Origin of the sequence: Pseudomonas sp. CFBP2511 (assembly GCF_030209255.1) — a bacterium.
In the GTDB taxonomy this organism is placed as follows: domain Bacteria; phylum Pseudomonadota; class Gammaproteobacteria; order Pseudomonadales; family Pseudomonadaceae; genus Aquipseudomonas; species Aquipseudomonas avellanae.
This window is the reverse complement of the sequence record NZ_JARVSI010000009.1, coordinates 51,570-77,314: the sequence shown is the minus strand read 5'-3', so window position 1 is coordinate 77,314 and position 25,745 is coordinate 51,570. Positions and strand designations below refer to the sequence as shown.

24 protein-coding genes and 1 pseudogene are annotated in these 25,745 nt (G+C 53.0%); 7 read left to right on the top strand and 18 right to left on the bottom strand.

What is annotated here, in order from left to right:
- Window positions 1-182: 182 nt before the first annotated feature.
- Together QRN38_RS07970 and QRN38_RS07965 are read right to left on the bottom strand one after the other, a co-directional pair.
- Complete coding sequence (locus tag QRN38_RS07970) at window positions 183-1,004, bottom strand: hypothetical protein (protein WP_217998292.1); 822 nt, start codon at window positions 1,002-1,004, stop codon at window positions 183-185.
- Between the two features lie 499 nt (window positions 1,005-1,503).
- Window positions 1,504-1,791 (bottom strand): hypothetical protein, encoded by a 288-nt coding sequence (locus tag QRN38_RS07965; protein WP_144433590.1) that lies wholly within the window; start codon window positions 1,789-1,791, stop codon window positions 1,504-1,506.
- Window positions 1,792-1,973: 182 nt separating this feature from the next.
- Here QRN38_RS07965 and QRN38_RS07960 point away from each other — a divergent pair, with 182 nt between their 5' ends.
- A complete protein-coding gene (locus tag QRN38_RS07960) occupies window positions 1,974-2,597 on the top strand; it encodes a hypothetical protein (RefSeq protein WP_057419105.1) in 624 nt (207 codons plus the stop codon).
- 36 nt (window positions 2,598-2,633) lie between these two features.
- Here QRN38_RS07960 and QRN38_RS07955 read toward each other — a convergent pair whose 3' ends face one another.
- Window positions 2,634-3,272: an RES domain-containing protein gene (locus QRN38_RS07955; RefSeq protein ID WP_235814766.1), complete on the bottom strand. Its 639-nt coding sequence runs from the start codon at window positions 3,270-3,272 to the stop codon at window positions 2,634-2,636.
- 358 nt (window positions 3,273-3,630) lie between these two features.
- Window positions 3,631-4,062, bottom strand: a complete 432-nt coding sequence (locus tag QRN38_RS28205; RefSeq protein ID WP_174518917.1) for a hypothetical protein — start codon at window positions 4,060-4,062, stop codon at window positions 3,631-3,633.
- An 87-nt stretch (window positions 4,063-4,149) separates the two neighbouring features.
- Here QRN38_RS28205 and QRN38_RS07945 point away from each other — a divergent pair, with 87 nt between their 5' ends.
- On the top strand, window positions 4,150-4,674 hold the full coding sequence (locus QRN38_RS07945; RefSeq protein ID WP_057419104.1) for a hypothetical protein: 525 nt from the start codon (window positions 4,150-4,152) through the stop codon (window positions 4,672-4,674).
- A 108-nt stretch (window positions 4,675-4,782) separates the two neighbouring features.
- On the opposite strand, the gene QRN38_RS07940 is transcribed toward QRN38_RS07945, so the two are convergent.
- The 5 genes from QRN38_RS07940 to QRN38_RS07920 form a co-directional block, all read right to left on the bottom strand.
- Window positions 4,783-4,977, bottom strand: coding sequence for a hypothetical protein (locus QRN38_RS07940; RefSeq protein ID WP_057419103.1), 195 nt, complete (start codon window positions 4,975-4,977; stop codon window positions 4,783-4,785).
- Between the two features lie 95 nt (window positions 4,978-5,072).
- Window positions 5,073-7,619 carry a S8 family peptidase gene (locus QRN38_RS07935; RefSeq protein WP_057419102.1) on the bottom strand — a complete coding sequence of 849 codons (2,547 nt, stop codon included), beginning with the start codon at window positions 7,617-7,619 and terminating at the stop codon, window positions 5,073-5,075.
- Window positions 7,528-8,631, bottom strand: coding sequence for an AAA family ATPase (locus tag QRN38_RS07930; protein ID WP_081025522.1), 1,104 nt, complete (start codon window positions 8,629-8,631; stop codon window positions 7,528-7,530). The genes QRN38_RS07935 and QRN38_RS07930 overlap by 92 nt, the downstream gene beginning before the upstream one ends.
- A 1-nt stretch (window position 8,632) precedes the next feature.
- On the bottom strand, window positions 8,633-8,893 hold the full coding sequence (locus QRN38_RS07925; RefSeq protein ID WP_144433589.1) for a hypothetical protein: 261 nt from the start codon (window positions 8,891-8,893) through the stop codon (window positions 8,633-8,635).
- A 10-nt stretch (window positions 8,894-8,903) separates the two neighbouring features.
- Window positions 8,904-9,791, bottom strand: a complete 888-nt coding sequence (locus tag QRN38_RS07920) for a trypsin-like serine peptidase (protein ID WP_081025521.1) — start codon at window positions 9,789-9,791, stop codon at window positions 8,904-8,906.
- A 1,153-nt stretch (window positions 9,792-10,944) separates the two neighbouring features.
- Between QRN38_RS07920 and trbJ the strand changes: the two genes are divergently transcribed.
- From trbJ to QRN38_RS07900, 4 genes are read left to right on the top strand one after another with little or no spacing between them, the layout of a single operon-like run.
- The gene (gene trbJ, locus QRN38_RS07915) at window positions 10,945-11,739 is read left to right on the top strand and encodes a P-type conjugative transfer protein TrbJ (protein WP_057419101.1); all 795 of its coding nucleotides are present in this window, start codon (window positions 10,945-10,947) and stop codon (window positions 11,737-11,739) included.
- A 2-nt stretch (window positions 11,740-11,741) separates the two neighbouring features.
- Window positions 11,742-11,927 (top strand): hypothetical protein, encoded by a 186-nt coding sequence (locus QRN38_RS07910; protein WP_057419100.1) that lies wholly within the window; start codon window positions 11,742-11,744, stop codon window positions 11,925-11,927.
- Between the two features lie 2 nt (window positions 11,928-11,929).
- Window positions 11,930-13,540, top strand: coding sequence for a P-type conjugative transfer protein TrbL (trbL, locus tag QRN38_RS07905; RefSeq protein WP_057419099.1), 1,611 nt, complete (start codon window positions 11,930-11,932; stop codon window positions 13,538-13,540).
- A 2-nt stretch (window positions 13,541-13,542) separates the two neighbouring features.
- Window positions 13,543-13,863, top strand: a complete 321-nt coding sequence (locus tag QRN38_RS07900) for a hypothetical protein (protein ID WP_057419098.1) — start codon at window positions 13,543-13,545, stop codon at window positions 13,861-13,863.
- 1,059 nt (window positions 13,864-14,922) lie between these two features.
- On the opposite strand, the gene QRN38_RS07895 is transcribed toward QRN38_RS07900, so the two are convergent.
- The 9 genes and pseudogenes from QRN38_RS07895 to QRN38_RS07855 form a co-directional block, all read right to left on the bottom strand.
- Window positions 14,923-15,879, bottom strand: coding sequence for a hypothetical protein (locus QRN38_RS07895; protein WP_081025520.1), 957 nt, complete (start codon window positions 15,877-15,879; stop codon window positions 14,923-14,925).
- A gap of 55 nt (window positions 15,880-15,934) precedes the next feature.
- Entirely contained in the window at window positions 15,935-16,822 is an 888-nt protein-coding gene (locus QRN38_RS07890; RefSeq protein ID WP_081025519.1) for a restriction endonuclease, read from the bottom strand.
- 524 nt (window positions 16,823-17,346) lie between these two features.
- Entirely contained in the window at window positions 17,347-18,189 is an 843-nt protein-coding gene (locus tag QRN38_RS07885) for a replication protein RepA (RefSeq protein WP_235814765.1), read from the bottom strand.
- Window positions 18,190-18,207: 18 nt separating this feature from the next.
- Window positions 18,208-18,438: a helix-turn-helix transcriptional regulator gene (locus QRN38_RS07880; RefSeq protein WP_081025526.1), complete on the bottom strand. Its 231-nt coding sequence runs from the start codon at window positions 18,436-18,438 to the stop codon at window positions 18,208-18,210.
- 303 nt (window positions 18,439-18,741) lie between these two features.
- A complete protein-coding gene (locus QRN38_RS07875) occupies window positions 18,742-19,950 on the bottom strand; it encodes a tyrosine-type recombinase/integrase (protein WP_057419117.1) in 1,209 nt (402 codons plus the stop codon).
- Between the two features lie 309 nt (window positions 19,951-20,259).
- Entirely contained in the window at window positions 20,260-21,837 is a 1,578-nt protein-coding gene (gene guaA / locus QRN38_RS07870) for a glutamine-hydrolyzing GMP synthase (protein ID WP_003380634.1), read from the bottom strand.
- Window positions 21,838-21,960: 123 nt separating this feature from the next.
- Window positions 21,961-23,430, bottom strand: coding sequence for an IMP dehydrogenase (gene guaB, locus QRN38_RS07865; RefSeq protein WP_003380633.1), 1,470 nt, complete (start codon window positions 23,428-23,430; stop codon window positions 21,961-21,963).
- Window positions 23,431-23,524: 94 nt separating this feature from the next.
- Window positions 23,525-24,073, bottom strand: a complete 549-nt coding sequence (locus QRN38_RS07860; protein ID WP_024657192.1) for a hypothetical protein — start codon at window positions 24,071-24,073, stop codon at window positions 23,525-23,527.
- Window positions 24,074-24,148: 75 nt separating this feature from the next.
- Window positions 24,149-24,295 (bottom strand): annotated as a pseudogene (locus tag QRN38_RS07855) (hypothetical protein); the annotation flags it as partial.
- A gap of 68 nt (window positions 24,296-24,363) precedes the next feature.
- Between QRN38_RS07855 and xseA the strand changes: the two are divergent.
- Entirely contained in the window at window positions 24,364-25,743 is a 1,380-nt protein-coding gene (gene xseA / locus QRN38_RS07850) for an exodeoxyribonuclease VII large subunit (protein WP_162491808.1), read from the top strand.
- Window positions 25,744-25,745 lie beyond the last annotated feature (2 nt).

Sequence of the window (25,745 nt, the reverse complement as noted above, 5' to 3'; positions counted from 1 at the left end):
AAAATTTAAAGAGGGGCCTAACCTCAGCCAAATTTTTCTGCAGGATCCTGAGCAACGTGAATCGTGCCACTCCTATGGCCTCGACCCAGCGCATGGCTGGGCTTGGGGTGCACCTGCTAGGAATTTCCTTCCTACGACCATTCGGCATGATTGGGCTCGATCATTGCGCTTCCCCGGAGGTGTTACACCGGCGGGATAACAGAGGAGTACATTGGCCCCGAGTAATCGATAGGTCGCCCAGCGAGCTGCTCTGCCATACGGTTTTTTTCCTCGAACCAGTTCTTGAACACGTCTATGCGTTCATCGAGCAAGGGGTGATGATCAGCCGATGCCGCGATAAGAAAGGCGATAGCCTGACTGACCTCAACACAGGCCAATAGCGCATGGTTGACGTGCCAGCTATTCACCCCGTAAACGACCGTCATATCGAAGCCTTCTGTCGAATCTGTTCGTATAGCCATCGCACTCGCATGAGCAAGGATCGATCGCTGGTTGGGATGAGCGCCGAAGTCGATCGATGCATCGTAAAGCCCCTGGACGTACTCTGCCATTTCGGTGCTGACGGGCTTCAGCGCTGAGACAGCGTTGCTGACAGTGAACATCTGCCGACAGCGCTTCAGGGAGTCCTTATCCCTGTGGCGGTTCCCCCAGATTGATGCTTTGTCGTTGTCTGAGCCGATCAGAAAGCCGTAGCACGCCGACTCAAGAGCCGTTCGGGCAATCGGATAGGTGCAGCTTATGTGCCCTGATAGCGCCTCCCGCACGGCACCAGCAAGCATCGTGTACGAGTTCAGTAGCAGCATTGCTGAGAAAGGATGAACGTCGACCGGGAAACTGAACAATTCCTCATGGAAGATTTGGTCCATCTGATCGACCATGTACATCAGTTGAGGTGGAGTCGCCGCATGTTCATTGGCATTCTCGCTAGTGTCCTTGAGATACTCATTCAGCCTTCCTGATGTGAGGCGCATTTGGTATATCCCCTGCATGATTGTGCGGGCCAAGAGCGCCCTTTTCCTTTGTTAGAGGGATTACTCGGACCTATGCGAGTAACAGAGTCATGCCCACAACCCCAAAGGTCAGGCCTAAGAGGAGGGCAACTCTATAACTCCTCTGATAAGGCCGGTAATGCGAGCTTGCAATCCTTTCGAACTCTGTATCTCCGATTGAACAATCGTTCCTTACATACAGCGCGGTTTGCAGATTGCGCTTAGATTGCTCCGGGTCCTGCTTCGCCTCAAGGTATCGTGAATAGTTCCAGTACGAAATCCAAATTGCTACCGCGAACAGCGTCCATAGCACTATCTGGATGATGAATTTTGCCATGTCAATATCTCCTCGATTCTAGGGAAATGCGTCCCTCTTCTACGGTTTGAGCCCCGACTGACGGGGCTGGTGGTGGACCGATTTTTCCTATCTGCATAGCTGCATTGCGATTGCATGAAGCTCGCGATCGAAACTAGCTCTCTCAGCAGCGCTCAAGAAGCCTTGCTGGTTTACAAATCAGTAGGTCTGGTTTCGGATATCTACAACACGTTTGATCATAAGGTCAGCTTCAACCTGAGTGATCTTGCGGGCTTTTCGTGATGTACCGATATGGGCACTCAGGATACTCGCTCGCAACGATACCACCGCCTGAAGGTAGAATTTTTCTACACCGTGCCTTGCTAGACCATTGCTCAGTTCGCCTAATTCTTGCTCCAGGTTCTCTTTTGTCCAACCTCTGCTCCGGTATGTATCTGGGACGGCATAGCCAACCTGAAAGCATCCAATCCCGTCGATCTTTTCCATACTCACGAACATTGCCATCGCTTTCACCCGACCGTGCTCTATCCGGGCATAGGTGGATACGACCGAATTCCGACGATACGAAGGCTATTCGTCAGGCTTGGTTGACAGCTTGACGAAGCGACAAGTTGACCATATAGTAGCAACCAATTGATCACTGCATCAGCGCGTCGTTAGGAGGTTTTATGTCCGTCCCTACTATAGAATCCGCCCCCACTTCGAGAGTGGATCTTGAGTCTGCGGTGGACAGACGTTTCCGCCAGTTCATCGCAAAGCTGCCCCAGGCGGTGCTCGAAAAGTCTCTGAAACTTTCAGATAGAGAGGCCCTCGCTGAGCTGGCGAGATCCGCAGCTGAGGCGGCGAGAAGCATTGAAATCGAGAACCAGGAGGCTATCGCTGAAATGCGAGCTAGAGCCTTTGTGAGGGTCCGAGAAAGATGCGAACTGCTAGAGAGCAAGGACCTCGTTAGAATTTTGGGTATCACAAAACAGGCGTTGAGCAAGCGTATCCAGGCTGGCCAGATCGCCGTGTACACCAACCAAAGCAACGGCAGAAAATACTACCCAGCCTTCCAGATCAGAGATAACAGGGTCCGACCTGTAATAGCCGATCTGATCTCCGAATTCGGCGTCGATCCCACAGACCAAGTGGCCATGAACCTGTTTGTTCAGCACCTGATCACAAGAATCGATTACTCGAACCCAGGTGAGCCCGAGAACCTCGTCGAGATGCACACGCTCATGGACGATCCTGCCGCCCGCAGAATCATCAAGCGGGAATGGGACAACAAGTACCTCCACGGTAGATAAAAACCGCCCCCCTCTTACGAGGGGGCCGGGTGTTGCTTACTCCAGGCTTACGCCCAGGTCTTGCAGGTGCTTCACGGCAGTCTTACCGTTCGACAAGCGCTCTTTGAGGAGCGGCTTGTGGCTGACCGGTTTAACCTGCTCGCCCCGTTCGTCGAAGAGGGCGGCATTGCACCCTTCAAGGGTGCCGGCTGGCGAATACACGGAAGAGGTGTACAGAAGTCCATCGACCTCTGCGCCACATTCCATGCACGCCTTGCTCAGTGCCCGAGTTGGATCATAACCTTCAGAGCCCTGCCCCTTTGCCCGGACGACATCGCGTAGCTTGAGACCCGCCAGATTAGCCAACATCGGCAGGTCTATCAGCTTCAAATCCCGTACAGCCACCAGCTGGTGCAAGGAGCTTTGCTCCAGCTTGGCATACGCCACCGGGGAGTCATCTCCCGGCGGTTGGAACACCTCGGCGACGGCAACAGTATCGCTGAATCCTAGATACAGAACTCCTACGGGAAGGTCGGCGCTGCCATAGCGGCTATCCGACTTTTTGTTGTAGAAGCGGGGCTCAGCGTCATGCTCCGAATCCTGGGCACGGGCAAACGCGGTTCCTTCAGGCGTGATCCGGACAACCTCAGGGTTGGTGTCCAGAATTGCCTTTACATCGTTAACATCGATAATCACCTTTGTCGTACTCCTGATAAAAAATGAGAGGGTATTTTTGGATTCGCATGGGTTACTTCCCTTGCTGGTTGGTTGACCCGCGCAGACATCCGCACGGGGCGTGTTTGGCCCAATCGGGCCGAGAGCGAATATAAGGCAAAGTGCCAGTCCTTCATAAGGCTTAACGCACGTATTCGATCTTTTTTTGTTATTCATGACAGCAGGTTGCGTCAATCGCCCGCGACATTGCCTACCTGATGAATGGCATCAGCACCTCTTATAAGGTCGAGCGTGAGAAGATCACCGTGACGAGTGGTCTTGGCCGGCATGCTGGCCACCTGAGCCGGGAGCTGCTATTGGTAAGCGACAGTTTTAATTCTCAGAAACCACGAGAGACAGGTCGCCAATCGATGTGAAACTGACGAACTTCTATTGCACGAAAGACGCGGACTTTAAACGTAAGGACAATATGGATCTGTGCAAGCAAGGCCGCATCGGCGAATACCCGGTGTGCGAAGGCCGCCGGTAACCCATTACCAAAAAGGAAAATAGGGAATGAACGATCTACACAACGGACTGTACGGCACCGCATTGGTGTTGGCAGCAGCGTTGGGCGGCTGGCTGTGTCTCCTCGTCCGCAGTCTCCGGCGAGCTTGGTAAACAGGGGGACAGCTACCAAAAGGTGATCGCCGTGGTCAGCCGCAACAATACCGTGATTAAACAGGTCGATGGCCAAGGCTTCCAGGCTTAGGGTTACTCGACAATGTTCAAGGACTGTCGCACCAAGTACTTCCTGTTCAAGGGTGCCCATGGTTTGCAGCGCGTGAGCTATGAACCGGCGCCGCATCTGTGGGCCAGGCAGAACTGCCGCCAGCCTTAACCTCTCCCCTGCGAATCGATGCCTGATGAAGTTTTGTCTGTAATCCCCGCAGTGCTGCTAGCGCTCGGGGGCTGCGGCCAAGTGGCGAACGCGCCCCCGCAGGGCGGAGAGACTGCCCGTATCCGCCTGCTCACCGGCGGCCTGGTGCGCGCCGTGCCGGGGCGTGATTGCCTCGACTGCAACGTGCCCGGCGCGGGGGTGATGGCGTCGGCGAAATCCGGCCTCCCCGACCATAACGGCGAAAACCTCGGCAGTCCCGGACAGATCTACTCGTGGGCGGGTGCAGTCTCGTCGGAGCTGGTGGTGTCGGCGAGCAAGCCGATCGAGCTCCATTACCTAGGGCGCCTGCAATATTCACAGCAGTGTGCCAAGACCATGACCTTCGTGCCTTGGCCTGGGGTGGATTACATGGCGCAGGCATCTATGTCGGGAGACTGTTCATTCAAGCTGGATGAGCTTTCATCTGACGGTATGCAATGGATATTTGTCGAGCCGAAGACTAATGGCAAGGTGTCAATGTGTAACGCGATTGATAACTCCTAGCCCGAAATCAGCGTCGGTTGAAGGCTGCGCGTGAAGCTCCTCCAAAACACATACCAACACCATAGCGGAGACTGGCAAACAGTTACTGCTGGCATCTATACCATCCTATTATTCGGATGGGGCTCTGTGCGAACACTCGGCCTCCCCCTCTTCCTGACCAAAGGCCTTGGCCATCTGCCTTAGTAGGATGGCTAGTTCGGCAGGATCGCCGTTACGACGTACCTCACTCAGAAGCTCGGCCGCATAGTCGGGATAGACCTCGAAATGCACGGCCATTGCCTCGTCGTGGGATCGATCTTTCATCTAGCACCATCCCTAATCAGTTAAACGGGCGATTCAAGATTACAACGATAAACGTAAAGGAGCTTTTAACGCATTCCTGAATCTTGAATGTCGCCTCAACTCTGAATTTTGCTACGCAGAGGCAGCCTAATCCTATCCCTAATCTCAGAATAGACATTGGCCTTCAGCGTATCAGCCACCTCGAAAGTTACAATCAAGGCATATGGTATAGCGGGTAAAGCCCCAGCGCCCTGCGTACGACACTCTACTCTGATACGCAGAACATCGTCTTCACCAATGGGCACCGCATCTTCCCCTTCATAAATCTCATGTATCACCGTGCCACGGCGTGATGTATCAAAAGGCGGCTGATTCGCAGGTACTCTAGAAACTCCGATTGGCGATCCATTAGTATCTTCAGTAACAAAATCTAAAAGAGCATCTTTATAAAACTGCTCTGCGGGTTTTGTAGGACTAAGCCAAGATAAAGTGACAACCAGCTTTCTAACGTCCTTCTTACCCGAAAGTGATTTAGGCAAAGGAAAGCTGAAAAGACCCGCGCCCTCACTCTGCAAAGCACCAACACCCAGCATGGTAACTCGATGTTCGGTACATTCGAGGACTCTAGAGAGATCGATTTTTCCATAGCCTAAAAAGCGAGTGATGTTGGAGCGCCTATTTTTCCACAGCCTACCATCTTTTGGCTCCAGAGCACCTTCTAGAAAAGCCCCGGCGCTACCCCAACTTGCGGAATGCACAATTAAGCCTTTAACAATTGAAGGTAGAAAGGGGCGAATACGCTCAAATTCCGCTGCCGAAAACTGAGACATTAGCTCATCATGAATGATTACTGCGGCCCTAGTCGCTAGCGCAGCAGAGTTGCTTGTACCTATAGTGCGTACGAGATCAGTTGTGCTAGAAACACCGGCGACCTGCTGCCCAAAGTAGCGCCCTGCCTTCCCAGGAACCAACAGGAGCCCATCTGCAGTCGCGATGTAGGAATACAGCGCCCTTCCCCCACAATTCAGCACCTCAGGTTTAACAGCTTGTTTATAGCCCAATCCTAAACCAGATATTAGACTAGGAAATTTCTCACTAGAATACGGTTCAATAAGATATGGACTAGGGGCAGTCAGGCAGCCGTCAGAGTGACTCGCACCTACGGTAAGAGCATTGATCGCTTCTGCAGGCGAGAAAATGCTTCGATGAGCCATTTTAGCTTGGACAGCTGTTACGAAAAGTAAATGCCGCTCGTCATCCGTCAATTTAGTGAGTTGGATTGGTTGCTTGATAGTAGCTAGAGATAAGCCTTCCGCTATATTTCCTGCACTAATTATAAATAGCAGGTTATATTTCCACGCGAGGTAGTCTATCAACCTCCCCCAAGCACTCATCTGCCCTGAAAACGGTCTATTTATATCACCCAAAGACAAATTGATGACAAAAACATCCCCACCTAATTCTTTAGGTGCCTGCTTTAAGCGTAAAACTGCCGAGTAGATTACATCCAATAACAATCGTGACTGAGGGGTTGTTTCAACTGAAGAATCTTGGTTTGCAGCGAGCAGATATTGCACATATAGTTTACGCTGTAGAGCACCTTCGTCTTTCGCAATGTCGCCATGTAAAATTAGCGACGCCATGGCGGTGCCATGATGTCGAGTATTGACGGGAGATGTCCTTTCTAGATCTTCACCATCATCAATTACGAGACGCCCTTTTAAAAGGTCATGGTTCTGCACCAACACCCCATCAAACAATGCAGCAACAGGCGGGTGCAATAAAACCCCATCAGACGATTCAACAAGCTGCTCTACATCTTCAGGGTCTGAAGATGATATACTCATCGCCTGAGGACGCAAATAAGCAACTTCATCAAAATTTAACAACCCTGACTCTAGATCTAGTAACTTCCTAGCCTCCGCTTTAGAAATGGAAACCAAGAGCGCGTGATACCTAATTTCAGGTATATACGACGTATCCAAAACCTCTGCCGATTCAATATTAATTTTTCCCAATAGAGATTTAACCGCTACTGCATCACGGTTTTTATTACCATGAAATACGAGCTCTAACTCAAAGTTTGCTTTATCATCGCCCGCATCTCCCAAGCCTGCAATATACCTCGCTGCTTCGGGCGTGAGTCTATCCTGTGCCCCCCAGGCGCGAATATCCAGCAAATGAGAAAATAGTTTCTTCCAGTCCCCGTAGCCCCTAGGAAGCTCTTTACCAGAGCTATAAATTGTCCAAAGTTTCAGTAACTCACTAATTGCTCGCTGATTAGGAACAGTTAGATAAAGCCGACCCTCCATTGCCTTCCCAAGCTTCTTTTTATCAAAGAAGTCATCATCGCTTGCGTACGAAAAATCTGCCTCATCGACCCAAGTCAGTCCAAGCTTTTCAGCGGCCTTCTTAAATTCTTGTTTCGATTGAGCCAGTTCAAATACGATTGCTTTTTCAGGATGCAAACCATCAGTATCATCAGAAATGGTCCCGCTAGAGACGGGGTTTTCGGAGTACCGCTTCAGAGTTTCAAATTTTGGGCCCAGCCTGGCTAACTGACGGTCGGAACTAGGTGTCGAGATGCTGAAAAATTTCGGACTGCCCTTCAGGCGAGCGTCTTGGCTTGGTGGATTTAGAATCAGCAGTGGAAGCTTTTCCATGATTTCTACGATCATCCTTAGTCGAGTTACCAGGGCGGCAGTGTAATAGACGCTGCTTGACAGCGGCTTTTAAGCTCAGCCGACCTTCAGAGAGAATCAACTTCCTTCGAATATCAAGCAACGTTTGTTCGATATCAGAAAAACTACTACCATTCAACGCATTAACAAAATCATTTTTAAATTCTTCAAAACGCTCACCAACCAAAACCTCAAACTTACCCAACCATTCTCCAATCTGCTCTGAGGTTGGTGACGCAAGATTGGCGTGAATCTGAAATCGGCGCCAAGCTGCCCTATCGATTATCTCTGGGTGGTTAGTTGCAGCTATAAATACATTATATGATGGAAGATCATCCACCTGTAAAAGCAAAGTGCTAACGATTCTCTTTATCTCTCCTGCATCATTCGCATCTGCTCGCTCTTTACCAATTGCATCAAACTCATCAAAAAAAACGACGCATGGTCGTGTTCTAAAAAAGTCGAAAGCAGCTTGAAGCCTTGCGGCAGTCTCACCTAGATAACTACCGATAATCCTTTCATATCTCATTACGAAAAAAGGGAGACCGAGTTCATAGGCAATAGCTCCAGCCAAGCTAGTTTTACCATTGCCTGGTGGCCCAGTTAGTAAAATTTTGCTGCGTGGCTCCAAAGCAAATGAGCGCAATAAATCAGCTCGCTTATGCTCCTCAATTAGCTCCGCACATGCGAGATTGACTTCGGGTGCTAAGTAGAGATCTGAAACACCTCGAGTGCTCACAATCTCAGAATACAAATCTTGAACTGGCTCCTTTTGATTGGAATTCCCGTATGTAAATGCCTCAGTTTTAGCTACAGGCTCTCCGGAATTACTCCACCTTGCAGAACGGAGCGTATCCGTTAATTTTTGAGCGTAAATGTGGTGTTGCCTAGCACTCTCCTCAGAGACTATAGCTTCAACCACACGCCTAACTGAGGCTTTATCGCCACTTAGACCTGCCTGGGCGAGTTTTACAACAAGATCGCTTCTTGCCATATCAATTATGCACGCAAATTGTTGGTGTTACGCTCGAAGGTGCGTACTTTGATATTTTCTTCACACCTTTCATGCCTGACTTTGTGACTGCGGATATACAACAATCACCGCCAGGCAACTCCAGTCTAAAAACACCGTACTCGTTCGTAACAATAGCTATATCTTTAGCCGGAACTTCAGAACTCTCCACCACGACAAATGCCCCCTTAACAGGGTGCCCCATATCATCTACCACACATCCACAAACTATCTTTGATTTCATCGTCGCACCTTTATTGACGCGCACGCCACTCAGCGATTTTATCGGCCAAAAGCGGAGTAATTCTGACCCCCGAATTTGCATTAAGCGACCTACCAGCACCATTACTATGAACACCAACAACTACTGGAGTATTCGAGCCACTGGAATAGAGCCAAATGGGCGATCCGCTTTGCCCACCTTCTGTATCTACATCATAGTAGAGTTTATGGTCGGTAACGGCGCAAATCCTATTGGAGTGATGCATTTGCTCCTCACCCACTACACAAATTGGATAACCAGAGATGTTCACCATTTGCGAGGTCAAATGCGACTCGGGATAAGAACCAAAGGAAAACCAGCCAAGCCGACTATCCAAATCCTCAGAGAGAATTATTGCGCCAATATCGTAATTTTCATCCCCGGCGGAAGTCCATCTTTCCATCGAGCAGAAACTCTCAGATCGGTATCGCCCGAATGGCTCTGATTCGCCATCACGACCCGGAATAACATCAATACTTTTCATCCAACCATTATAAGCATCATTAAACACACAATGACCGGCAGTAATAATTAACCGTGGTCCGGCAATCCAGCCTGTGCCAATACATGAATCACCATCTTTCGATGTAATTTCTAACGCACATATTTTACGCCATGGGTCAAAAGCTGTATCTAGCACACGTGAACGCCGGTCATGGCCTGGAACCAGCAGGCTTTGCCCAAAAGACGTTTTTGACACCAGAGCGGCATCCTGTCTGCCGCGGACGATCAGCTTATCCGACGAGCAAACCTGTTCTGGGACTGGGAGTGCGCCGACTTCACCGTCAGATACCTTGATCCTCTGGATAGCCGCAACTTCGAGTTTTGGAGAGTCACTGCAAATATCCCTATCGTAACGCGAACTCATTTCATCACCCATGGATTTCAATAACCAGCTTTTGGATCGTAATCGTTTAACGGCAGCCCGATGAACCTCGACTCAGGCTCGTAGGACTCTAGACACGTGCGCCCTGCAGCCAGAGCTCGCGCACGTGCGCGCGCTCATCCTAGCATTGCTCGAAGCCATCTCACCGTCATGAAAAAAAAATGTCGAGAAATTCCACTCCCACGGGCACAGATAGAGCTTGGACATACCTCAAAACGAACGCTATAGGCGAGCCAAATCCGTGGTTCCTCTTGGCAGCTTCGAAAACACAGCGGTCGAACCAGCATACGTTCAAAGACTCGAGTTCAACCGATATCAGCAGCCGGTTGAGGACGACAGAGACACTCGCTCGACGGCAACATGCAAATGTCGGACGGATTCCGACGCCCTACTTTGGTGCGACCTTTCGCAGATAAGTCCTACTGCTGATACTGATTTTTGGGCGCGGCAGCGGATGTACGCCTCGCAGAGCAAGACCGTTGAGCCGAAGGCGAATAAGGGTAGGTGGTGAGGGAGCACAGGCGAAGCCTGTGGGCCCACAACACACATCTTGCCGTCTTAATCTATGCGTGTGCGTGCGTTCGAATCGATCACGATCCATCGGAGCCCCGAAACATAGGGCTAAACGCATAAGGACGCATTGAAGCGCATACCAGCGCACTTTGTGTGTCGCAAAAAAGCTAAAAGGCGCATAGAAACGCACCCAGACGCATAACAACGCAGTTTTTAGCTAGGGCCGATTCCATGACCGCCACTTGCTCAATGCGCAAAACACATACAGAAGGTGCGCATGATATGAACCAAGCAAAGAACGATGTGCACCAAAGAAAAAGTGGCGAGCAAATCACTCCCCATCCCCATCCCCATCACTTACAGGAAGCCCAGAAAGTCAAACCAAGACCACCTTCGCTAGGTTTTTTCTGTCCGGAAACTACCGTTTGTTGGACACATTTTTCTTGAGGTTTCTGACGAAAAAAACTCCTGAGAGAACAACGAGATCGCGTCGTTTTTTTGTCCGGGAACTATACGTTTTTCGGACAGTAAGACACTGATTTTTAAAAGAATAAATCCATAAATACCAGTGGAATGCTCTGGAAATATGGGGCAATAATCGAACCTCGAAATACTACAAAACGAGGTGTTCGTTATGAATGCAGAAGCGCTAAAGCAGCCGATTTCATTAGCTCGAAAATCCAGAAGACGCACTGCATTGATTTTAGCAATGATAAGCACAGGCTTTAGTGTGGGTCTCTACTTGGCATCGCCTCCCGCCTATGCAATTTACTGCTCGAACTGCTCGACGTTTTATCAACAGATGTTCGAGTACGCCGAAGCAGTCAACACGTCGCTGAACACTGCTGAGCAGCTACAGACGCAGATTCAGCAGTATAAAAACATGGTCACTCAGGGCACGGGCTTGCCCAGTTCCATGTTTGGCAGCATCGCGGCCGATCTTAAAAATGTGGCCAACATCTACAACCGGTCGCAGTCCCTGGGCCGCCAGATCCAGAATATGGACTCGCAGTTCAACACCGCTTTTCCTGGCTTTCAGTCTTACCTAAATCAAGCCGCAAACTCGGCGCAATTACCGGCGCGTGAGCGCTATCAGAAGTGGTCAAAGCAAAACCGCGACAGCGTAAAAGCGGCCCTTGAAGCTGCCAATCTCAATACCAGCACTTTTGAGTCTGAGGATACCCAGCTCGACTACATGGTGGCTCGCTCACAGTCGGCCGTGGGCCGGATGCAAGCCATTCAGGCAGGCAACGAGATAGCCTCTCAGAACGTGCAGCAGTTGCAAAAACTGCGCGATCTACTGGCTACGCAAATAAATATGCAAGGTAACTATATGGCTCAGCAGGGCGACCGAAATGCTGCTAGCGAAGCCGCCGAGCAAAAGTTCGAGGCTCGTAGAAACAACTGGGGGCCCTCCGAGGATTTCTAACTATGTTCATATCCAAAAATCTGATCGCTGGGTTATGCATCGTCTCTGCTCTTAGTGGTGCTGCTCTGTCCGGATTCATTGTCTTTATCCGCACCGACTGCGTGGCTACTGAGCGTTCGATGCAATCAAACACGGATAAAAACTATGAAGCTCGGAAAAACAACTGGGGCCCGTCTGAGGATTTCTAACTATGCAACGTTCAACATTTCTAGCATTCGTCAGTACAACACTCTTTCTTTCGGCCAGTTGCGCGATGGCAGCAGGAGATGTAACTCAAAGCAATGAAATGAACGGGCTTTTGCGGATGCTTTATCAAGCCGCAAGTGAATGGTCACCACGGCTACAAGGATATGCACTCAAATTGCTGGCCTCTCTCGCTCTCATTCAGTTGGTTTGGACGTTCATGCCTTTAGTGATGAAACAAGCTGACTTAGGCGAAGTTGTCGGCGAGCTGATCCGCTTCTTCATGGTCATTGGCTTTTTCTACGCAGTCATTGAGCATTCCGTTCCATGGGCGACAGCCGTAGTGGACAGCTTTCGAGAAGCAGCGGGCACGGCTAGCGGTCTGGGCCGTGCGCTTCAGCCCGGTGATATGTTCGCAGTGGCTGTCAACTTCTCACGCACCATCGTGGAGGGAATATCACTTTTTTCTCCGGGTAAAGCAGTCCTTATCGCGCTTGTTGGTTGCTTGGTTTTACTGTCCTTCGCCTTTATTGCGGCATTCATGTTTGTGACGCTCGTAGAGTCGTACGTCATCATCAATGCCTCCGTGCTTTTCTTCGGCTTCGGTGGTTCGCAATGGACACGCGATTTTGCAATTGCACCACTCCGCTTCGTTGTTGCCGTAGGTGCCAAGCTGTTCGTCTTAACATTGATCGTAGGAATTATTGTCACATCGGCGAAGTCCTGGTTAGCCGCTTATACCAATGACGAAGCATCTCTGATGACATTGGCAGGTTTAGCTCTGGTATGCGCCTATCTGACCAAGACTATTCCCGAACTGATTGGCGGGATGATAAGCGGCACGTCTATGGGCGGCGGTTCGGCCCTCGGCGGAATGGCTGCGGCCGGTGCGGCCGGTGCTGCTGCCGCAGTCGCCACCATCGCCACGGCCGGTGCCGCTGCGCCCGCCGCCGCTGGTGCGCTTGGCGCTGCCAGTAGTGGTGGTAGTGCTGCAGGGGCTGCAGGTAGCGGAGGATTGGCTGGAGCTATCAACTCCAGCTTTGCCGGTGCGGCAAACTCCGGCACCGGTGCAGTAGCGTCAATGGGCAATACCGCATCCTCTGGAGTGGGTGCCAGCACTGGTGGCGGCGCGGCCCTCAAGGGCTCTACATCAGCGGGATCGAGCGTAGGGGGCAGTACGGCTAATGCGAGGCCTAGCCTTGCCCAGCAATCTAACAGCGGCGTACAGCAGGCCGCCAAGCAGGCTGGAAAGCCAATGCAAGACAACGACGACAAAGACAAACAGCAAGAGACACCAAAAAGAGGTACTGAAGTCTCTGGAAATGCCCTTTCTCAAGCGGCGAATGGAGGTGCAAAGGTGCTTGGGGCGATGGCTTCAATGGCTGTACCGGGCATGGAGAATGCGCATGGCCTGTCCTTTGGGGCTGGATCAACCCCGCCTTCAAATAGCGAGGTCGATTCGACCCCGATAAATAGCAGTGGAGATTTAGCCGCTGATTCCGAGCTGGGGGATTCCAACGTGATCCGTCCGGCCTCAGAAGCAAGCTCTGCTAATGGTCGCCTGGCCTCGCTGAGTGTGCCGGGTACGGCCTCCAACAACGAAAAAACGGAGAAATAGTCATGATGGGCTTTCTGATGTTCGCTGGATTCGTAGTATTCGCTTTTACATTCGCCGTCGGCATGTGGGCACTCGGCCGGTGGCTGCGAAGCAAAGGTTACGGGCCGCAACTAGATAAGCTGGATCGGCAATACACGGCGTTGCAGCTTCGCGTTAGCCCGCTCGCAATGTCCGCTTCATATCGCATGTTTGTCGGGGCACGGGCTCTCAATCTTATGCCTTTACTGGGTAGCAAGACTAACGCTAACTTGAACCAGCAGGTTTTGACGGCCATCGAAGCCGCGCGGCAAGCACAGCTGCAGAAAAACCCTGACAATCGTTAATCACTACCCTGCCCTAAAGACAACCCCGCCCGAGTGCGGGGTTTTGTTTGCATGTCGCACATCAGGAAGGCCTCTGTGCTGCGCTCAGAGCGCTTTTGACATCTTAGGCCCCCAAGCCATTACACCTCTCCTGAAAAGCGGGCTCGGCGGCTCCCACGCGCCTGAATGACAAGCCAGCCTGCGGCTATCCCCTTTTGGTGTCCAGCGGCCGCAGCCCAACCTGAAAGGGGAACCCGAAGAATGTGAAAAAATCGTACGCCAAGGTCGCGGGCTCCAGTGTCGGCCGAGTGAAGTGCGGCTTACCAGTTCCATCTGGATGGTTCGCGCAGACCGACGGGCAGCGGCTTACACTGAATCGGTCAAGGTATTCGCAACCAACGTGCGGTAATGAAAGGATCCCAAACCTCCGAATCAATGCGAACGAGACGACGTCAACAGCTTGGGGCTTGGCCATCAGTAATACGCACGGACTTGTCTCACCCTCTTCTATTCGGACACCCTTGCAATACGCATGGACCTTGAACACCTATCATACGAAGGCTGGCAACTATCAATACGCATAGATTTTTACCAGTTCTTTGCCATAACACTTTTTAAGCGCCCTGACCCTGACACTCCCTTTGGTGTCCATCCTCTTACAGGTTATTTATAGGATTTTATCTAGAGGATAATCCTACAGGTTTAGGGGGGGGCCGATTTCACGTTATTTAGGGGTCTGATTTCACGTAAGAAATGGGGTCCGATTTCACGTCGTTAAGGGGTCCGATTTCACGCATGCAATCTACCATGGTTGACCACTACAATAGGCCAAGGCTTATGAGCTCCCGATACGGATAGTTTTCTTCCGTATAGCAGCGCGGGTAATTGCACCGACTCGACCACCTATTTGCATTCGGCTTGACCAACACGCTGCGTGTCTTTGACCGGCAGACGTCGGCCAGAAGCGGTCGCTCATACCAGAAGGATTGCGATCCCAAACGGCCCTAGCTTTTGAGTCAGTGGCGCACCGCCGACGGGGGATCGTCCCCTGCAACGAATGGTTATAGATCGCATCGAAACTCAAGATAGGGCCTTCTTGGTGTCAAAGATGAACGCGAGTTCATGTCCCGACTGCCAGTCTTTCAGGTCGTGGTGCTTCTCCGCGATATTGACTGCAATCTTCCCAACTTCAATCGCCGCTGCGGCTGATAGACCAATAAGCGGCCCTCCAAACAGCCCAGCCACAAGACCCGCTCCAGCAGATGTCTGGAGATCCTTAGCGTCAAGCAGTAGCGACAGTGAGGACAAAGTTGTTTTCAACCCAAATTTTTTCGTCACGCGCTCATATTCTTCGAGCCGCTGAGAAAGATCGTCCTCTATGTAGGCGAATGAGCAGTCTGCGTAATTCTTATGAATGAACAGCCGTAATCTCGCTAACTTCCGGTGCGAAACAGTGTCTTTTCGAAGCTCTATGATTTGACGCCATTCGGCTTTACTAGCATCGATGAGGTTCAGCTTAGATAGGGTAATGCTAGGGTCGCATTGACTTCCGCCTGACCCAATTGCTGAAGGTACAGCAACACAGAAATGATCGAACCCGATACCCTTCGCGTAGCGGCGGAACGCCTCGCGAATCGGGGTAACCCCAGGGATTGACGCGTCTGCGAAATAGGATTCTTGGAGCTTTTGGTATTGATTTCGAACGTCATCATTGTCGGAACGACTGGGGTCGGACGACCATAGCCTCGCATACGGCTCCACCTCTTTAGCGAATTCAACCCATCTGTTGGCGGTGAACTCCATTACGCGAGTGGCGTGACTATAGGTAACTGTGTTCCCTTCGATCCCATCGATAAGATGGGAAAGAGCGGCAGATGGAACTTCTTCTGGATAGCCAACCAGAATGTCGCCGACAGTCGAATCGCCACGCATCCGTCCCATGTTCAAAGGAAGCACGCGATCAAAATACAGCGATGCTTCCTTAACATTCTCAAAACACAAGATGGTGCTTGATGGGCGATAGTCGTTGTTAGTCATCTTGATCTCCAACGTTTGGTTAGGGAGCAGCCCAGTGAGCGAAGCGAACGATTTGTTATGCGCCGCGCGGACGATACATTCCAAGAATGAACTGCCCCATGTAACGATCATAGAAGTCGTAATGATCTGGATCATAATGATCGCTATGCTCTAGATAACCCCTAATTTTTATGTCGTAACTATCATTCCAGCCTTGAGGTAGCTCTTCAGCTAGTTGCTCTGCGGTATAGACAGGTTGCTGTGCATTCGGATGCATGTAGTCAACGTACCAGACGAACGTGCCGTGCTTATCGTCAAAATATACGCTTCGCAATCTGAAGAAATGTTTTTCTGGGAGCGGGTATGCAATCAGTTGCTCTAGCTTAGACTCGATGGTTTTTAGATAGAATTGACAGTTTGATCCAATGCGATTTGTTATGTGGAAATAATATCCATTGAAATTCGCCGTCCAATGATTTGGTCTTTCGCTTGAGAATATTTGCCACCCACTGGCACTCTTCGGAAAGAAGCGTTGCGCTATATTCCAATGCTGAGCGGTTCTTAGTCGCCTTTCTAACTCAACTGAGTCCCAATACGTGGCAATAACTGGTGCTTTGTCATTGCTTGTGATTTGCTCAAGTCTCGATACCACTGCGGAAGAGGGTTGGGTTGATGTTACCAAAACATAACCATCACACTCATGTTGAACACAACTTGTGATGATATCATCTAGATCACCAATTCCGACGCTATTTCCTGATCTTGCCTTATGTTTGCATTGAATCAACCATTTTTTTGATGTTTTTAAAAATATGCTATCGTTCTCTTCGATACATACAAGATCGCGACCTCCATCTGGGCCACGACCACTCCAATAGACTTTGTACCCAATGCTGAATAGTAGTTCTCGAATCAAAAGCTCAAGATCTTGGCCGTTATCTGAAAGTTCTGTGAAGTCAAGCATTGCGAGTGATGATCCTTGGAAAGCGCATAGCTATGAGTAGGCGACACAATCGCGGGGTAATATTTTCCGCCCCCTTGTGCCCGATAACGTTCCTTGTCCATGGATAGCCCCTTTCAGCAGCATGCAAGGCGTGGTGGAGACGCGACATGAGGCAGTGAGAAAGAGAAACATGGCCTGTACGTAGCTTACGAAGTCGGTAGCAGCGTGTCCATGGCCTGTTTTTGACCGAGAGCAGCTTGTTACGACTGGTAGCTTTTACCTGAAAGTGATGAGCGGAGTGTCCGCTTCTGGCCGACTTCTGCCGGTCAAGAGCACGCAGTGTGCCGGTAAAATCCTATGCAAGAGCATGGCCAAGTTGAATGCAAATGACTGGTAAGCAGCACTGGAACAGGTGGTGAAGTGGGATGCAGTTACACTAGCAGCGTGGGTATGTAGCAAAAAAGGGGCTCAGCTGTGTGCGTGAATTGGCGGGGATCAAAGGGGTCCGATTTCGCGAGACGATTGAGGGAAACATAGGAGCAGCATCATTTGAGCGGGCCATCCTTATAGGGGATCGGCGGCGGCGATCCGACGAGAAGAAAACCTCCCCTAATTTGACTAACCTTGGCTTGCGGGTATACCGCTAGCACCTTGCGTAACGCCGGAACGAATTTCTTCTTGAAATCCTTATCAGGGTCCTTTCCAGTGTATTCCTGCGCAAACTGCTCGCGCAGGGGCTTCCAGTATAGCTTTGTTCCCCTGCCCTCGATCCGATGCAACCGGTGAGCCAGCCAAGAATATATGTCCAAGGCCAGCGCTGAGCCCTTGAGGGCAATTAGAGCTCGGTTATCTAGAGGTACGGCGCTATCAATAAGGGAATTGAAATACCCCTCGGAAAGCACCATCTTCCCAGGCCATAGTAGCCGCTGTTTACTATTTCGGTTCGCTATCCAGGCGTCAAATTGCTCGATGGGCTGGCCATTGTAGGTACGCCCCTTGAATCCGAGTTGCAAGCGGCACGCTGCTAGTGCGTGCATCTGTTTACGCAGAGTGGAGTAACGGCGCCCGTCATCGCCCATCCCCATCAGACGCAGGAACTCGGCCGCACTATCGCCTATCCTGATTTCACGCTCTTTGTTGCGCACGGCGATGGTAGACACCCAAGCTAGCGCAAGGCGGGGCATAGCGCCATAAGGGATAGGCTGCAATATCGGACCGTTACCTTCGTCTAGGTAGCCAGACTGTATGTTGACCCATGCCGCGCCGCTCTGGCGCATGAAAACCTGTCCTTCTACCTTGGAGCGGGGCAAGCCAACTTGGCAAAGTACTGCATGGGTAAAGGCTATGTCTTCAGGCGGGAAAGCCGCAATGTTGGCTGCAATATTCAATAAGTCAACCGCCACAATTCAGGCCCCAATTCCGGGACGAAGAGCCTGGCCCGAATGCCTGCACGTATCAATCCATGTCTCGACCTCTTCCAAATCCCAAACGACCTTCCGGCTGCTGACGGCAATACGACGAGGGAATTTTCCCTGCTTTTCGAAGTTATAAATCGTCCGCTCACACAAGGGGATCATTGCCAGCAACTGCTTTTTGCTGATGAGCACTTTGCTCGACTTCCTCAATTCTTTCTCCACACCGAACTCCTCGTTTTGTCGCATTCGAGGTTCGATTATTGCCCCATATTTCCAGAGCATTCCACTCATATTTATGGATATATTCCTTTCAAAATCAGTATCTTACTGTCCGACAAACGTATAATTCCGGACAAACGAGACAACGAGATGTCGTTGTTCTTTCAGGAATTTTTTCCGTCAGAAACCTCAAGAAAAATGTGTCCCACAAACGGGTAGTTTCCGGACAGAAAAAAAACCACGAATGTGTTTTTTTGATAGGTAAAAATAGATCAGCTTCCACTTATCCCCTCACGAAAAACGGAATCAACTCTCTGAACGCGTTTTTTTGCGCGTCCATTCATCAATCATATCCGCCCAATCCTGCAACATCGCCCGACGCTGATCACGGTATTCAGCCTTGTTGTAGACGGCCCGTATGCCCTTCTGCTCGTGCGCAAGACACTTCTCAATCCAGTCTGAGTTGTACCCCGCTTCATGCAGCAGCGTACTCGCTGTGCGCCTCAAATCATGTGGTCCGAACTTACTCAGTGGCTGCCCCTCTTTCTGCGCGAGCCGATAGGTAAGCGTCAGAACCTGATTGATCGTCGCGGTACTCATCGGCAAATCAGAATCGTACCGGGAGGGGAAGACGTAATCTGAACCGCCGGCAAACGTCTTCAATGCAATGAAGAAATCCAAAGCCTGCTGGGATAAGAACACCAAATGGGGGTTGCGGCGCTTCATCCGCTCTTTCGGAATAGTCCACAAGGCTTCGCTGAAATTGATTTCGCTCCAGGTAGCGTTGGTCAATTCACTTTTACGAACCATGGTCAACAACAGCAGCTTAGCGGCGACTCTCACGGATGAGGCAGTGCCGATGCGGTCCAGGTACTGATACATCAACGCGATTTCGTCAGGCCCTAAAGCACGGTCACGTGGCTCAAATTTAGCGATGCTTGCAGGACGTACCAAATCAGCCGGATTCTCGACCTTCTGGCCTCGCTCTATCGCCCATCGGAACACCTGCATCACAATCTCGCGGGAGTGCACGGCCGTGGCTGGAGCTCCACGCTCCACGATTGCATCAGTCAGCGTTCGCAGGTCCTCATGATTGATTTCCACCAGTTTCTGATTACCGAAGTGCGGCTTGAGCTCGCGCTCGTAAACAGATCGGCGCATGTCACGGGTCGAGTCAGCCATCTGATACCCACGCAGCCATTTCTCAGCCCACGCATCAAACGTCTCTGCCCCTTTGGTGCGTGCCTTGGCACGAGCTTTCTCTTTGGCAGGTGACTTACCCGCCGAAACCATCTTTTTAGCCTCGCCCAGGCGCTCTCGGGCTTCCGCAAGTGTGATGCCACCCACGCCATAACGACCGAAGGTGATGGTCTCCTGACGACCGTTGATTGAATAGTTGTAGCGAAATGAGATGGAACCGGCAGCAGTGACGGCCACGTACAGCCCGTCGCGGTCGTTCACTTTGTAGAGTTTTTCTTTCGGTTTAAGGTTACGCAGCTTGGTATCGGTCAACATGGCAGTTATGGATTCCATGGAAAAAAATACCATGCTCAGAAAAGCACTCATGCACCACGTTAAAACCCAATGAAACCGGGGTAATGATGAGATTTGATACCATGCCCTTCCCTACTAAGGCGACATGGTATCGAGCACCAAGCATGGCATTTGGCTCAGTCAATGCCCCGTACCATGCCACATAAACACGGTGCTTGGCGATGCAGAAAGCTGCCAGAACTTGCCAGACCCAAAAAGCCAAAAGCCCGCAATTACGCGGGCTCCAGGGCATTTTTTGCTAGATCGTGCCGGGCAATGCCGGACGTCCAATCATTCCCACTCAATCGTAGCCGGCGGCTTGCTCGACACATCATAAGTCACCCGCGAAATCCCCTCGATCTCGTTGATGATCCGGCCACTCACCGTCTCCAGCAGCTCATAAGGCAGGTGCGCCCAACGAGCGGTCATGAAGTCGATGGTTTCCACCGCGCGCAGCGCTACAACCCAGGCGTAACGACGACCGTCGCCGACTACACCAACCGATTTGACTGGCTGGAACACGACGAAGGCCTGGCTGACTTTGTGATACCAGTCGGCCTTGCGCAGTTCTTCGATGAAGATGTGGTCGGCGCGACGCAGGATGTCTGCGTATTCCTTCTTCACTTCACCGAGGATGCGCACGCCCAGGCCTGGGCCCGGGAATGGGTGGCGGTAGACCATGTCGTATGGCAGGCCGAGTTCGAGGCCCAGACGGCGGACTTCGTCCTTGAACAGCTCGCGAAGGGGTTCGACCAGCTTGAGGTTCATTTCTTCCGGCAGGCCGCCCACGTTGTGGTGCGACTTGATGACGTGGGCCTTGCCGCTTTTCGCGCCAGCCGACTCGATCACGTCCGGGTAGATGGTGCCTTGCGCCAGGTACTTGATGTTGTCCAGCTTGCAGGATTCGGCATCGAACACGTCGATGAAGGTGCGGCCGATGATCTTGCGCTTTTTCTCTGGATCGCTTTCGCCTTCCAGGTTGTTCAGGAACTGTTCTTCGGCGTTGGCGCGAATGACTTTGACGCCCATGTTCTCGGCGAACATGGCCATCACTTGCTCGCCTTCGTGCAGGCGCAGCAGGCCGTTGTCGACGAATACGCAGGTCAGTTGATCGCCGATGGCCTTGTGCAGCAGCGCCGCGACCACGGAGGAGTCAACGCCGCCGGACAGGCCCAGCAATACGTTATCAGTACCCACCTGAGCGCGAACCTGAGCGATAGCGTCTTCAGCAATCTTCGAAGGGGTCCACAGTGCTTCGCAGCCGCAGATGTCGAGGATGAAGCGCGACAGGATGCGACCGCCCTGCTTGGTGTGGGTCACTTCCGGGTGGAACTGCACGCCGTAGTAACCGCGAGCGTCGTCAGCCATACCGGCAATCGGGCAGCTAGGGGTACTGGCCAGAATATGGAAGTCTTCCGGCAGTTTGGTGACCTTGTCACCGTGACTCATCCATACGTCGAGGCCAAACAGGCCGTCGGCGTCGATATGGTCTTCGATACCATCGAGCAGACGGCTTTTGCCGACTACGTCAACGCGAGCGTAGCCGAACTCGCGCAGCTCGGAACCAGCAACCTTGCCGCCCAGTTGCTCGGCCATGGTCTGCATGCCGTAGCAGATACCGAAAACCGGCACACCGAGGTCAAATACCGCTTGCGGGCAGCGCGGGCTGTTGGCTTCGTGCACGGACTCGGGGCCGCCGGCGAGGATCACGCCTTTTGGAGCGAATTCGCGAATCGCTTCGTCGTCCATGTCAAACGGATGCAGCTCGCAATACACGCCGATTTCACGCACGCGGCGGGCGATCAGTTGGGTGTACTGGGAACCGAAGTCGAGGATCAAGATACGGTGGGCGTGAATGTCGAGGGCCATGGAAACTCTCTGAGCAGCTGCGAGCTATAAGCTGCAAGCGGCAAGTTGTCGGAATCAATGCGGTAGTTACATTTGCGTAACTACCGCTTGTAGCTGATTGCTTGGGGCTTGAAGCTGAAGGCGTTAGCCGACGCGATAGTTCGGCGCTTCCTTGGTGATCTGCACGTCATGGACGTGGGATTCAGCCATGCCTGCGCCGGTAATGCGGACGAACTCGGGCTTGGTGCGCATCTGCTCGATGTCGGCACTGCCGGTGTAGCCCATGGAGGAGCGCAGACCGCCCATCAACTGATGGATGATGGCGGACAGCGGGCCTTTGTAGGCAACACGGCCTTCGATGCCTTCCGGCACGAGCTTCTCGGCGCCTGCGGACGAGTCCTGGAAGTAGCGATCCGAGGAGCCTTGCGCCTGGGACATTGCACCCAGCGAACCCATGCCGCGATAAGCCTTGTAGGAACGGCCCTGGAACAGCTCGATCTCGCCTGGCGCTTCTTCAGTACCGGCGAACATCGAGCCCATCATCACGCAGGAGGCACCGGCCACGATGGCCTTGGACAGGTCACCGGAGAAACGGATACCGCCGTCGGCGATCATCGGCACGCCGGTGCCTTCAAGGGCAGCGGCGACGTTGGCAATGGCGCTGATTTGCGGCACGCCGACACCGGCGACGATGCGCGTGGTGCAGATGGAGCCTGGGCCGATACCGACCTTGACCGCATCGGCACCCGCAGCGACCAGCGCCAGGGCAGCTTCGCCGGTGGCGATGTTGCCGCCGATGACCTGCACTTGCGGAAAGTTGTCCTTGACCCAGCGAACGCGGTCGATCACGCCTTTGGAGTGACCGTGAGCGGTGTCAACCACAACAACGTCAACGCCTGCGGCAACCAGCGCAGTCACGCGCTCGCCGGTGTCCTTGCCGGTGCCGACAGCAGCGCCGACACGTAGACGGGCTTGATCGTCCTTGCTGGCCAGCGGGTAAGCCTTGGCTTTTTCGATGTCCTTGACGGTCATCATGCCCTTAAGGGCAAAGTTGGCGTCGACGATCAGGACTTTTTCCAGACGGTGTTTGTGCAGCAGCTCGCGCACTTCGTTCTTGTCGGCGCCTTCACGCACGGTGACCAGACGCTCTTTGGGCGTCATCACTTCGCGGACAGGGACATCAAGACGGTTTTCGAAGCGTACGTCGCGGGACGTCACGATGCCGACCAGGTCGCCATTGTGCAGCACGGGCACGCCGGAAATGTTGTGCATGCGGGTCAGTTCGAACAGGTCACGAACAGTGGCGTCGGCTTCGATCGTGATCGGGTCCTTGACGACACCGGCCTCGAACTTCTTGACCTTGCGCACTTCGGCAGCTTGCTGCTCGATGGTCATGTTCTTGTGGATGATACCGATACCGCCTTCCTGGGCCATGGCAATTGCCAGACGGGCCTCGGTGACTGTATCCATTGCAGCAGAGACCAAAGGAATATTCAGCTCGATGCCACGGGTCAAACGGGTTTTCAGACTGACTTCGTTGGGAAGTACCTCGGAATAACCGGGCACAAGGAGAATGTCGTCGAATGTAAGGGCTTCTTGCTTGATACGCAGCATCGCGGGGGCTCCCGGGCGGGAAATTGGAAGCGCGCCATTATACCCACAGACCCCGCCCGGCTCAATGTAAACCTCAGCCTATTATCAAAGCTGTTTATAGACGCACATGAACGAAAGACACCGGGCGATCCAGACGTTCGGCGAAGTCGTCGAGAAAGGTCTGGGTGAAGGAGGCGTCCAGCCAGTTGTTGAAGATGAAACCGAGGTTGGAAAACCCGCAGGCGTCCAGGAACAGAAAGCCGTTGATGTCGTCTTCGTGGCGGCATTCAGGGCAGGTGAAATTGTCGGTGTGGCCGGGCATCCAGTCTTCAAGGCTGTCGAACAGCGCCTCGCCGACTTCGCGACGACACTCCGGGCAGCCGGCCTCTTCGGCGAAGTTGTTCAGAGGCGTGAAGATGCAGCGCTTGGTGACGATCTCCAGCCCGTTGATGACCTGCCCGAACGGCAAGGCCTCGGGCTTCTTCACCACCCTTCTGGCGCCAGGCGCCACGGCATAGGCCATTTTGTTGTAGGTACGGCCGCAGGTGGTCAGTTCCGGCTCGACCACATCGAGCTTGACCAGCCAGCGCAGGATCAGGCGCGCTCGGGCCTCGTGGCCGGGAAAGGTGGAGATTTGCGGAACGATGATGCTTTGGGTGTTCATGGCAGAGCGTCGCTGAAAAGCTGTTCGAGGCCGCAGCTTAATAGGCCACAACCTCAGGTCAAGGCCCAATACCGTTCAGGCGGTGAGGTAGCGGACGATCAGCGCAAGGCCGCTGACCAGCACCAGCCAGGTCACCAGCCGTACAAAGGCTTCGCGGGAGAGCTTTTTGATCAGCGCCCTGCCCGCCAGCGACCCCAGCAGCAGGGGCGGGCGAAGCGCTGCCAGAGACGTTGTGCTTCCCGTCAATAGCAAGCTCGCTCCCACACGGCATTACCATTATGATGCCGGGCATGATCAAAGACCCTTTCGCAAGACTCGGCCCCGACCGGGAAGTCCTTACTGTCAGCCAGCTCAACGGCCGTGCCCGGGTGTTGCTGGAGGATGTGTTCAGCAGCATCTGGGTCGAGGGCGAGATTTCCAATCTGTCGCGTCCGGCGTCGGGGCATGTCTACTTCACGCTGAAGGATTCCGGCGCGCAGGTGCGTTGCGCGCTGTTCCGACAAAGCGCTGCTCGCGTGCGCCAGGCGCTCAAGGATGGTTTGCAGGTCAAGGTGCGCGGCAAGGTTTCGCTGTTTGAAGGCCGTGGCGACTATCAACTCATTCTCGACACTGTCGAACCTGCCGGTGATGGTGCTTTGCGCCTGGCATTCGATGCGTTGAAGGCCAAGCTCAGCGATGAAGGACTATTCAGCGCCGAGCGCAAGGTTGCCTTGCCGCTGCACCCACAACGTATCGGGATTATCAGTTCGCCGACGGGCGCGGTGATCCGCGACATCATCAGTGTGTTTCGTCGTCGCGCGCCGCGGGTCGAGCTGACGCTTATCCCTACCGCCGTTCAGGGCCGTGAGGCGATCAATCAGATTGTTCGCGCGCTGAAACTGGCGGATGCCAGAGGCTTTGACGCCTTGATTCTCGCCCGGGGCGGCGGTTCGCTGGAAGACCTGTGGTGTTTCAACGAGGAAGCCGTGGCCCGCGCCATTGACGCCTGCGTAACGCCGATTGTCAGTGCCGTCGGGCATGAAACCGATGTGTCCATCAGTGACTTCGTGGCCGATGTGCGAGCCCCGACGCCCTCCGCCGCGGCCGAGTTGTTGGCCCCGGATTCCAGTGACCTGCACCGCCGCGTCGATAACCTGCACCGCCGACTGGTCAGCCGTATGCAGGATCGCCTGATGCGTGAGCGGTTGCGTCTGGAGGGGATTTCCCGGCGTCTGCGTCACCCCGGCGAGCGATTGCGCCAGCAGTCCCAGCGCCTGGATGATCTGGACATGCGCCTGCGCCGTGCTTTCGAGCAGAGCATGCATAAAAGGCAGGTGCGTCTCGCGCACATGGAAAGTCGTCTGACTGCGCAGCACCCAGGTCGGACCCTGGCCTTTTTGCGCCAGCGGCTTGATGCGCTGGCCGAGCGTCTGCCGAGAGCCATTCGCGAGCAGATCAAGGCGCGCAAGCTGCAACTGCAAAGCCAGATGCAGACCCTCAATGTTGTCAGCCCGCTCGCCACACTGGGCCGTGGCTACAGCATCCTGCTCGATGAGCGGGGTCATGCGATCCGTAATGCCGCTCAAACGCAACCCGGCCAGCGACTGACCGCAAGGCTGGGCGAAGGCGAACTGCAAGTACGCGTCGAAGACAATCACCTCACGCCTGTGACCCTCTCCCTTCTGGACTGACT

Bases quoted from the DNA above. Each gene is read 5' to 3' on its own strand.
- QRN38_RS07965 (WP_144433590.1), bottom strand. From the start codon at position 1,791: ATGGAAAAGATCGACGGGATTGGATGCTTTCAGGTTGGCTATGCCGTC.
- QRN38_RS07960 (WP_057419105.1), top strand. From the start codon at position 1,974: ATGTCCGTCCCTACTATAGAATCCGCCCCCACTTCGAGAGTGGATCTT.
- QRN38_RS28205 (WP_174518917.1), bottom strand. From the start codon at position 4,062: ATGGGCACCCTTGAACAGGAAGTACTTGGTGCGACAGTCCTTGAACAT.
- QRN38_RS07945 (WP_057419104.1), top strand. From the start codon at position 4,150: ATGCCTGATGAAGTTTTGTCTGTAATCCCCGCAGTGCTGCTAGCGCTC.
- QRN38_RS07940 (WP_057419103.1), bottom strand. From the start codon at position 4,977: ATGAAAGATCGATCCCACGACGAGGCAATGGCCGTGCATTTCGAGGTC.
- QRN38_RS07935 (WP_057419102.1), bottom strand. From the start codon at position 7,619: ATGGAAAAGCTTCCACTGCTGATTCTAAATCCACCAAGCCAAGACGCT.
- QRN38_RS07930 (WP_081025522.1), bottom strand. From the start codon at position 8,631: ATGGCAAGAAGCGATCTTGTTGTAAAACTCGCCCAGGCAGGTCTAAGT.
- QRN38_RS07925 (WP_144433589.1), bottom strand. From the start codon at position 8,893: ATGAAATCAAAGATAGTTTGTGGATGTGTGGTAGATGATATGGGGCAC.
- QRN38_RS07920 (WP_081025521.1), bottom strand. From the start codon at position 9,791: ATGGGTGATGAAATGAGTTCGCGTTACGATAGGGATATTTGCAGTGAC.
- trbJ (WP_057419101.1), top strand. From the start codon at position 10,945: ATGAATGCAGAAGCGCTAAAGCAGCCGATTTCATTAGCTCGAAAATCC.
- QRN38_RS07910 (WP_057419100.1), top strand. From the start codon at position 11,742: ATGTTCATATCCAAAAATCTGATCGCTGGGTTATGCATCGTCTCTGCT.
- trbL (WP_057419099.1), top strand. From the start codon at position 11,930: ATGCAACGTTCAACATTTCTAGCATTCGTCAGTACAACACTCTTTCTT.
- QRN38_RS07900 (WP_057419098.1), top strand. From the start codon at position 13,543: ATGATGGGCTTTCTGATGTTCGCTGGATTCGTAGTATTCGCTTTTACA.
- QRN38_RS07895 (WP_081025520.1), bottom strand. From the start codon at position 15,879: ATGACTAACAACGACTATCGCCCATCAAGCACCATCTTGTGTTTTGAG.
- QRN38_RS07890 (WP_081025519.1), bottom strand. From the start codon at position 16,822: ATGCTTGACTTCACAGAACTTTCAGATAACGGCCAAGATCTTGAGCTT.
- QRN38_RS07875 (WP_057419117.1), bottom strand. From the start codon at position 19,950: ATGTTGACCGATACCAAGCTGCGTAACCTTAAACCGAAAGAAAAACTC.
- guaA (WP_003380634.1), bottom strand. From the start codon at position 21,837: ATGGCCCTCGACATTCACGCCCACCGTATCTTGATCCTCGACTTCGGT.
- guaB (WP_003380633.1), bottom strand. From the start codon at position 23,430: ATGCTGCGTATCAAGCAAGAAGCCCTTACATTCGACGACATTCTCCTT.
- QRN38_RS07860 (WP_024657192.1), bottom strand. From the start codon at position 24,073: ATGAACACCCAAAGCATCATCGTTCCGCAAATCTCCACCTTTCCCGGC.
- xseA (WP_162491808.1), top strand. From the start codon at position 24,364: ATGATCAAAGACCCTTTCGCAAGACTCGGCCCCGACCGGGAAGTCCTT.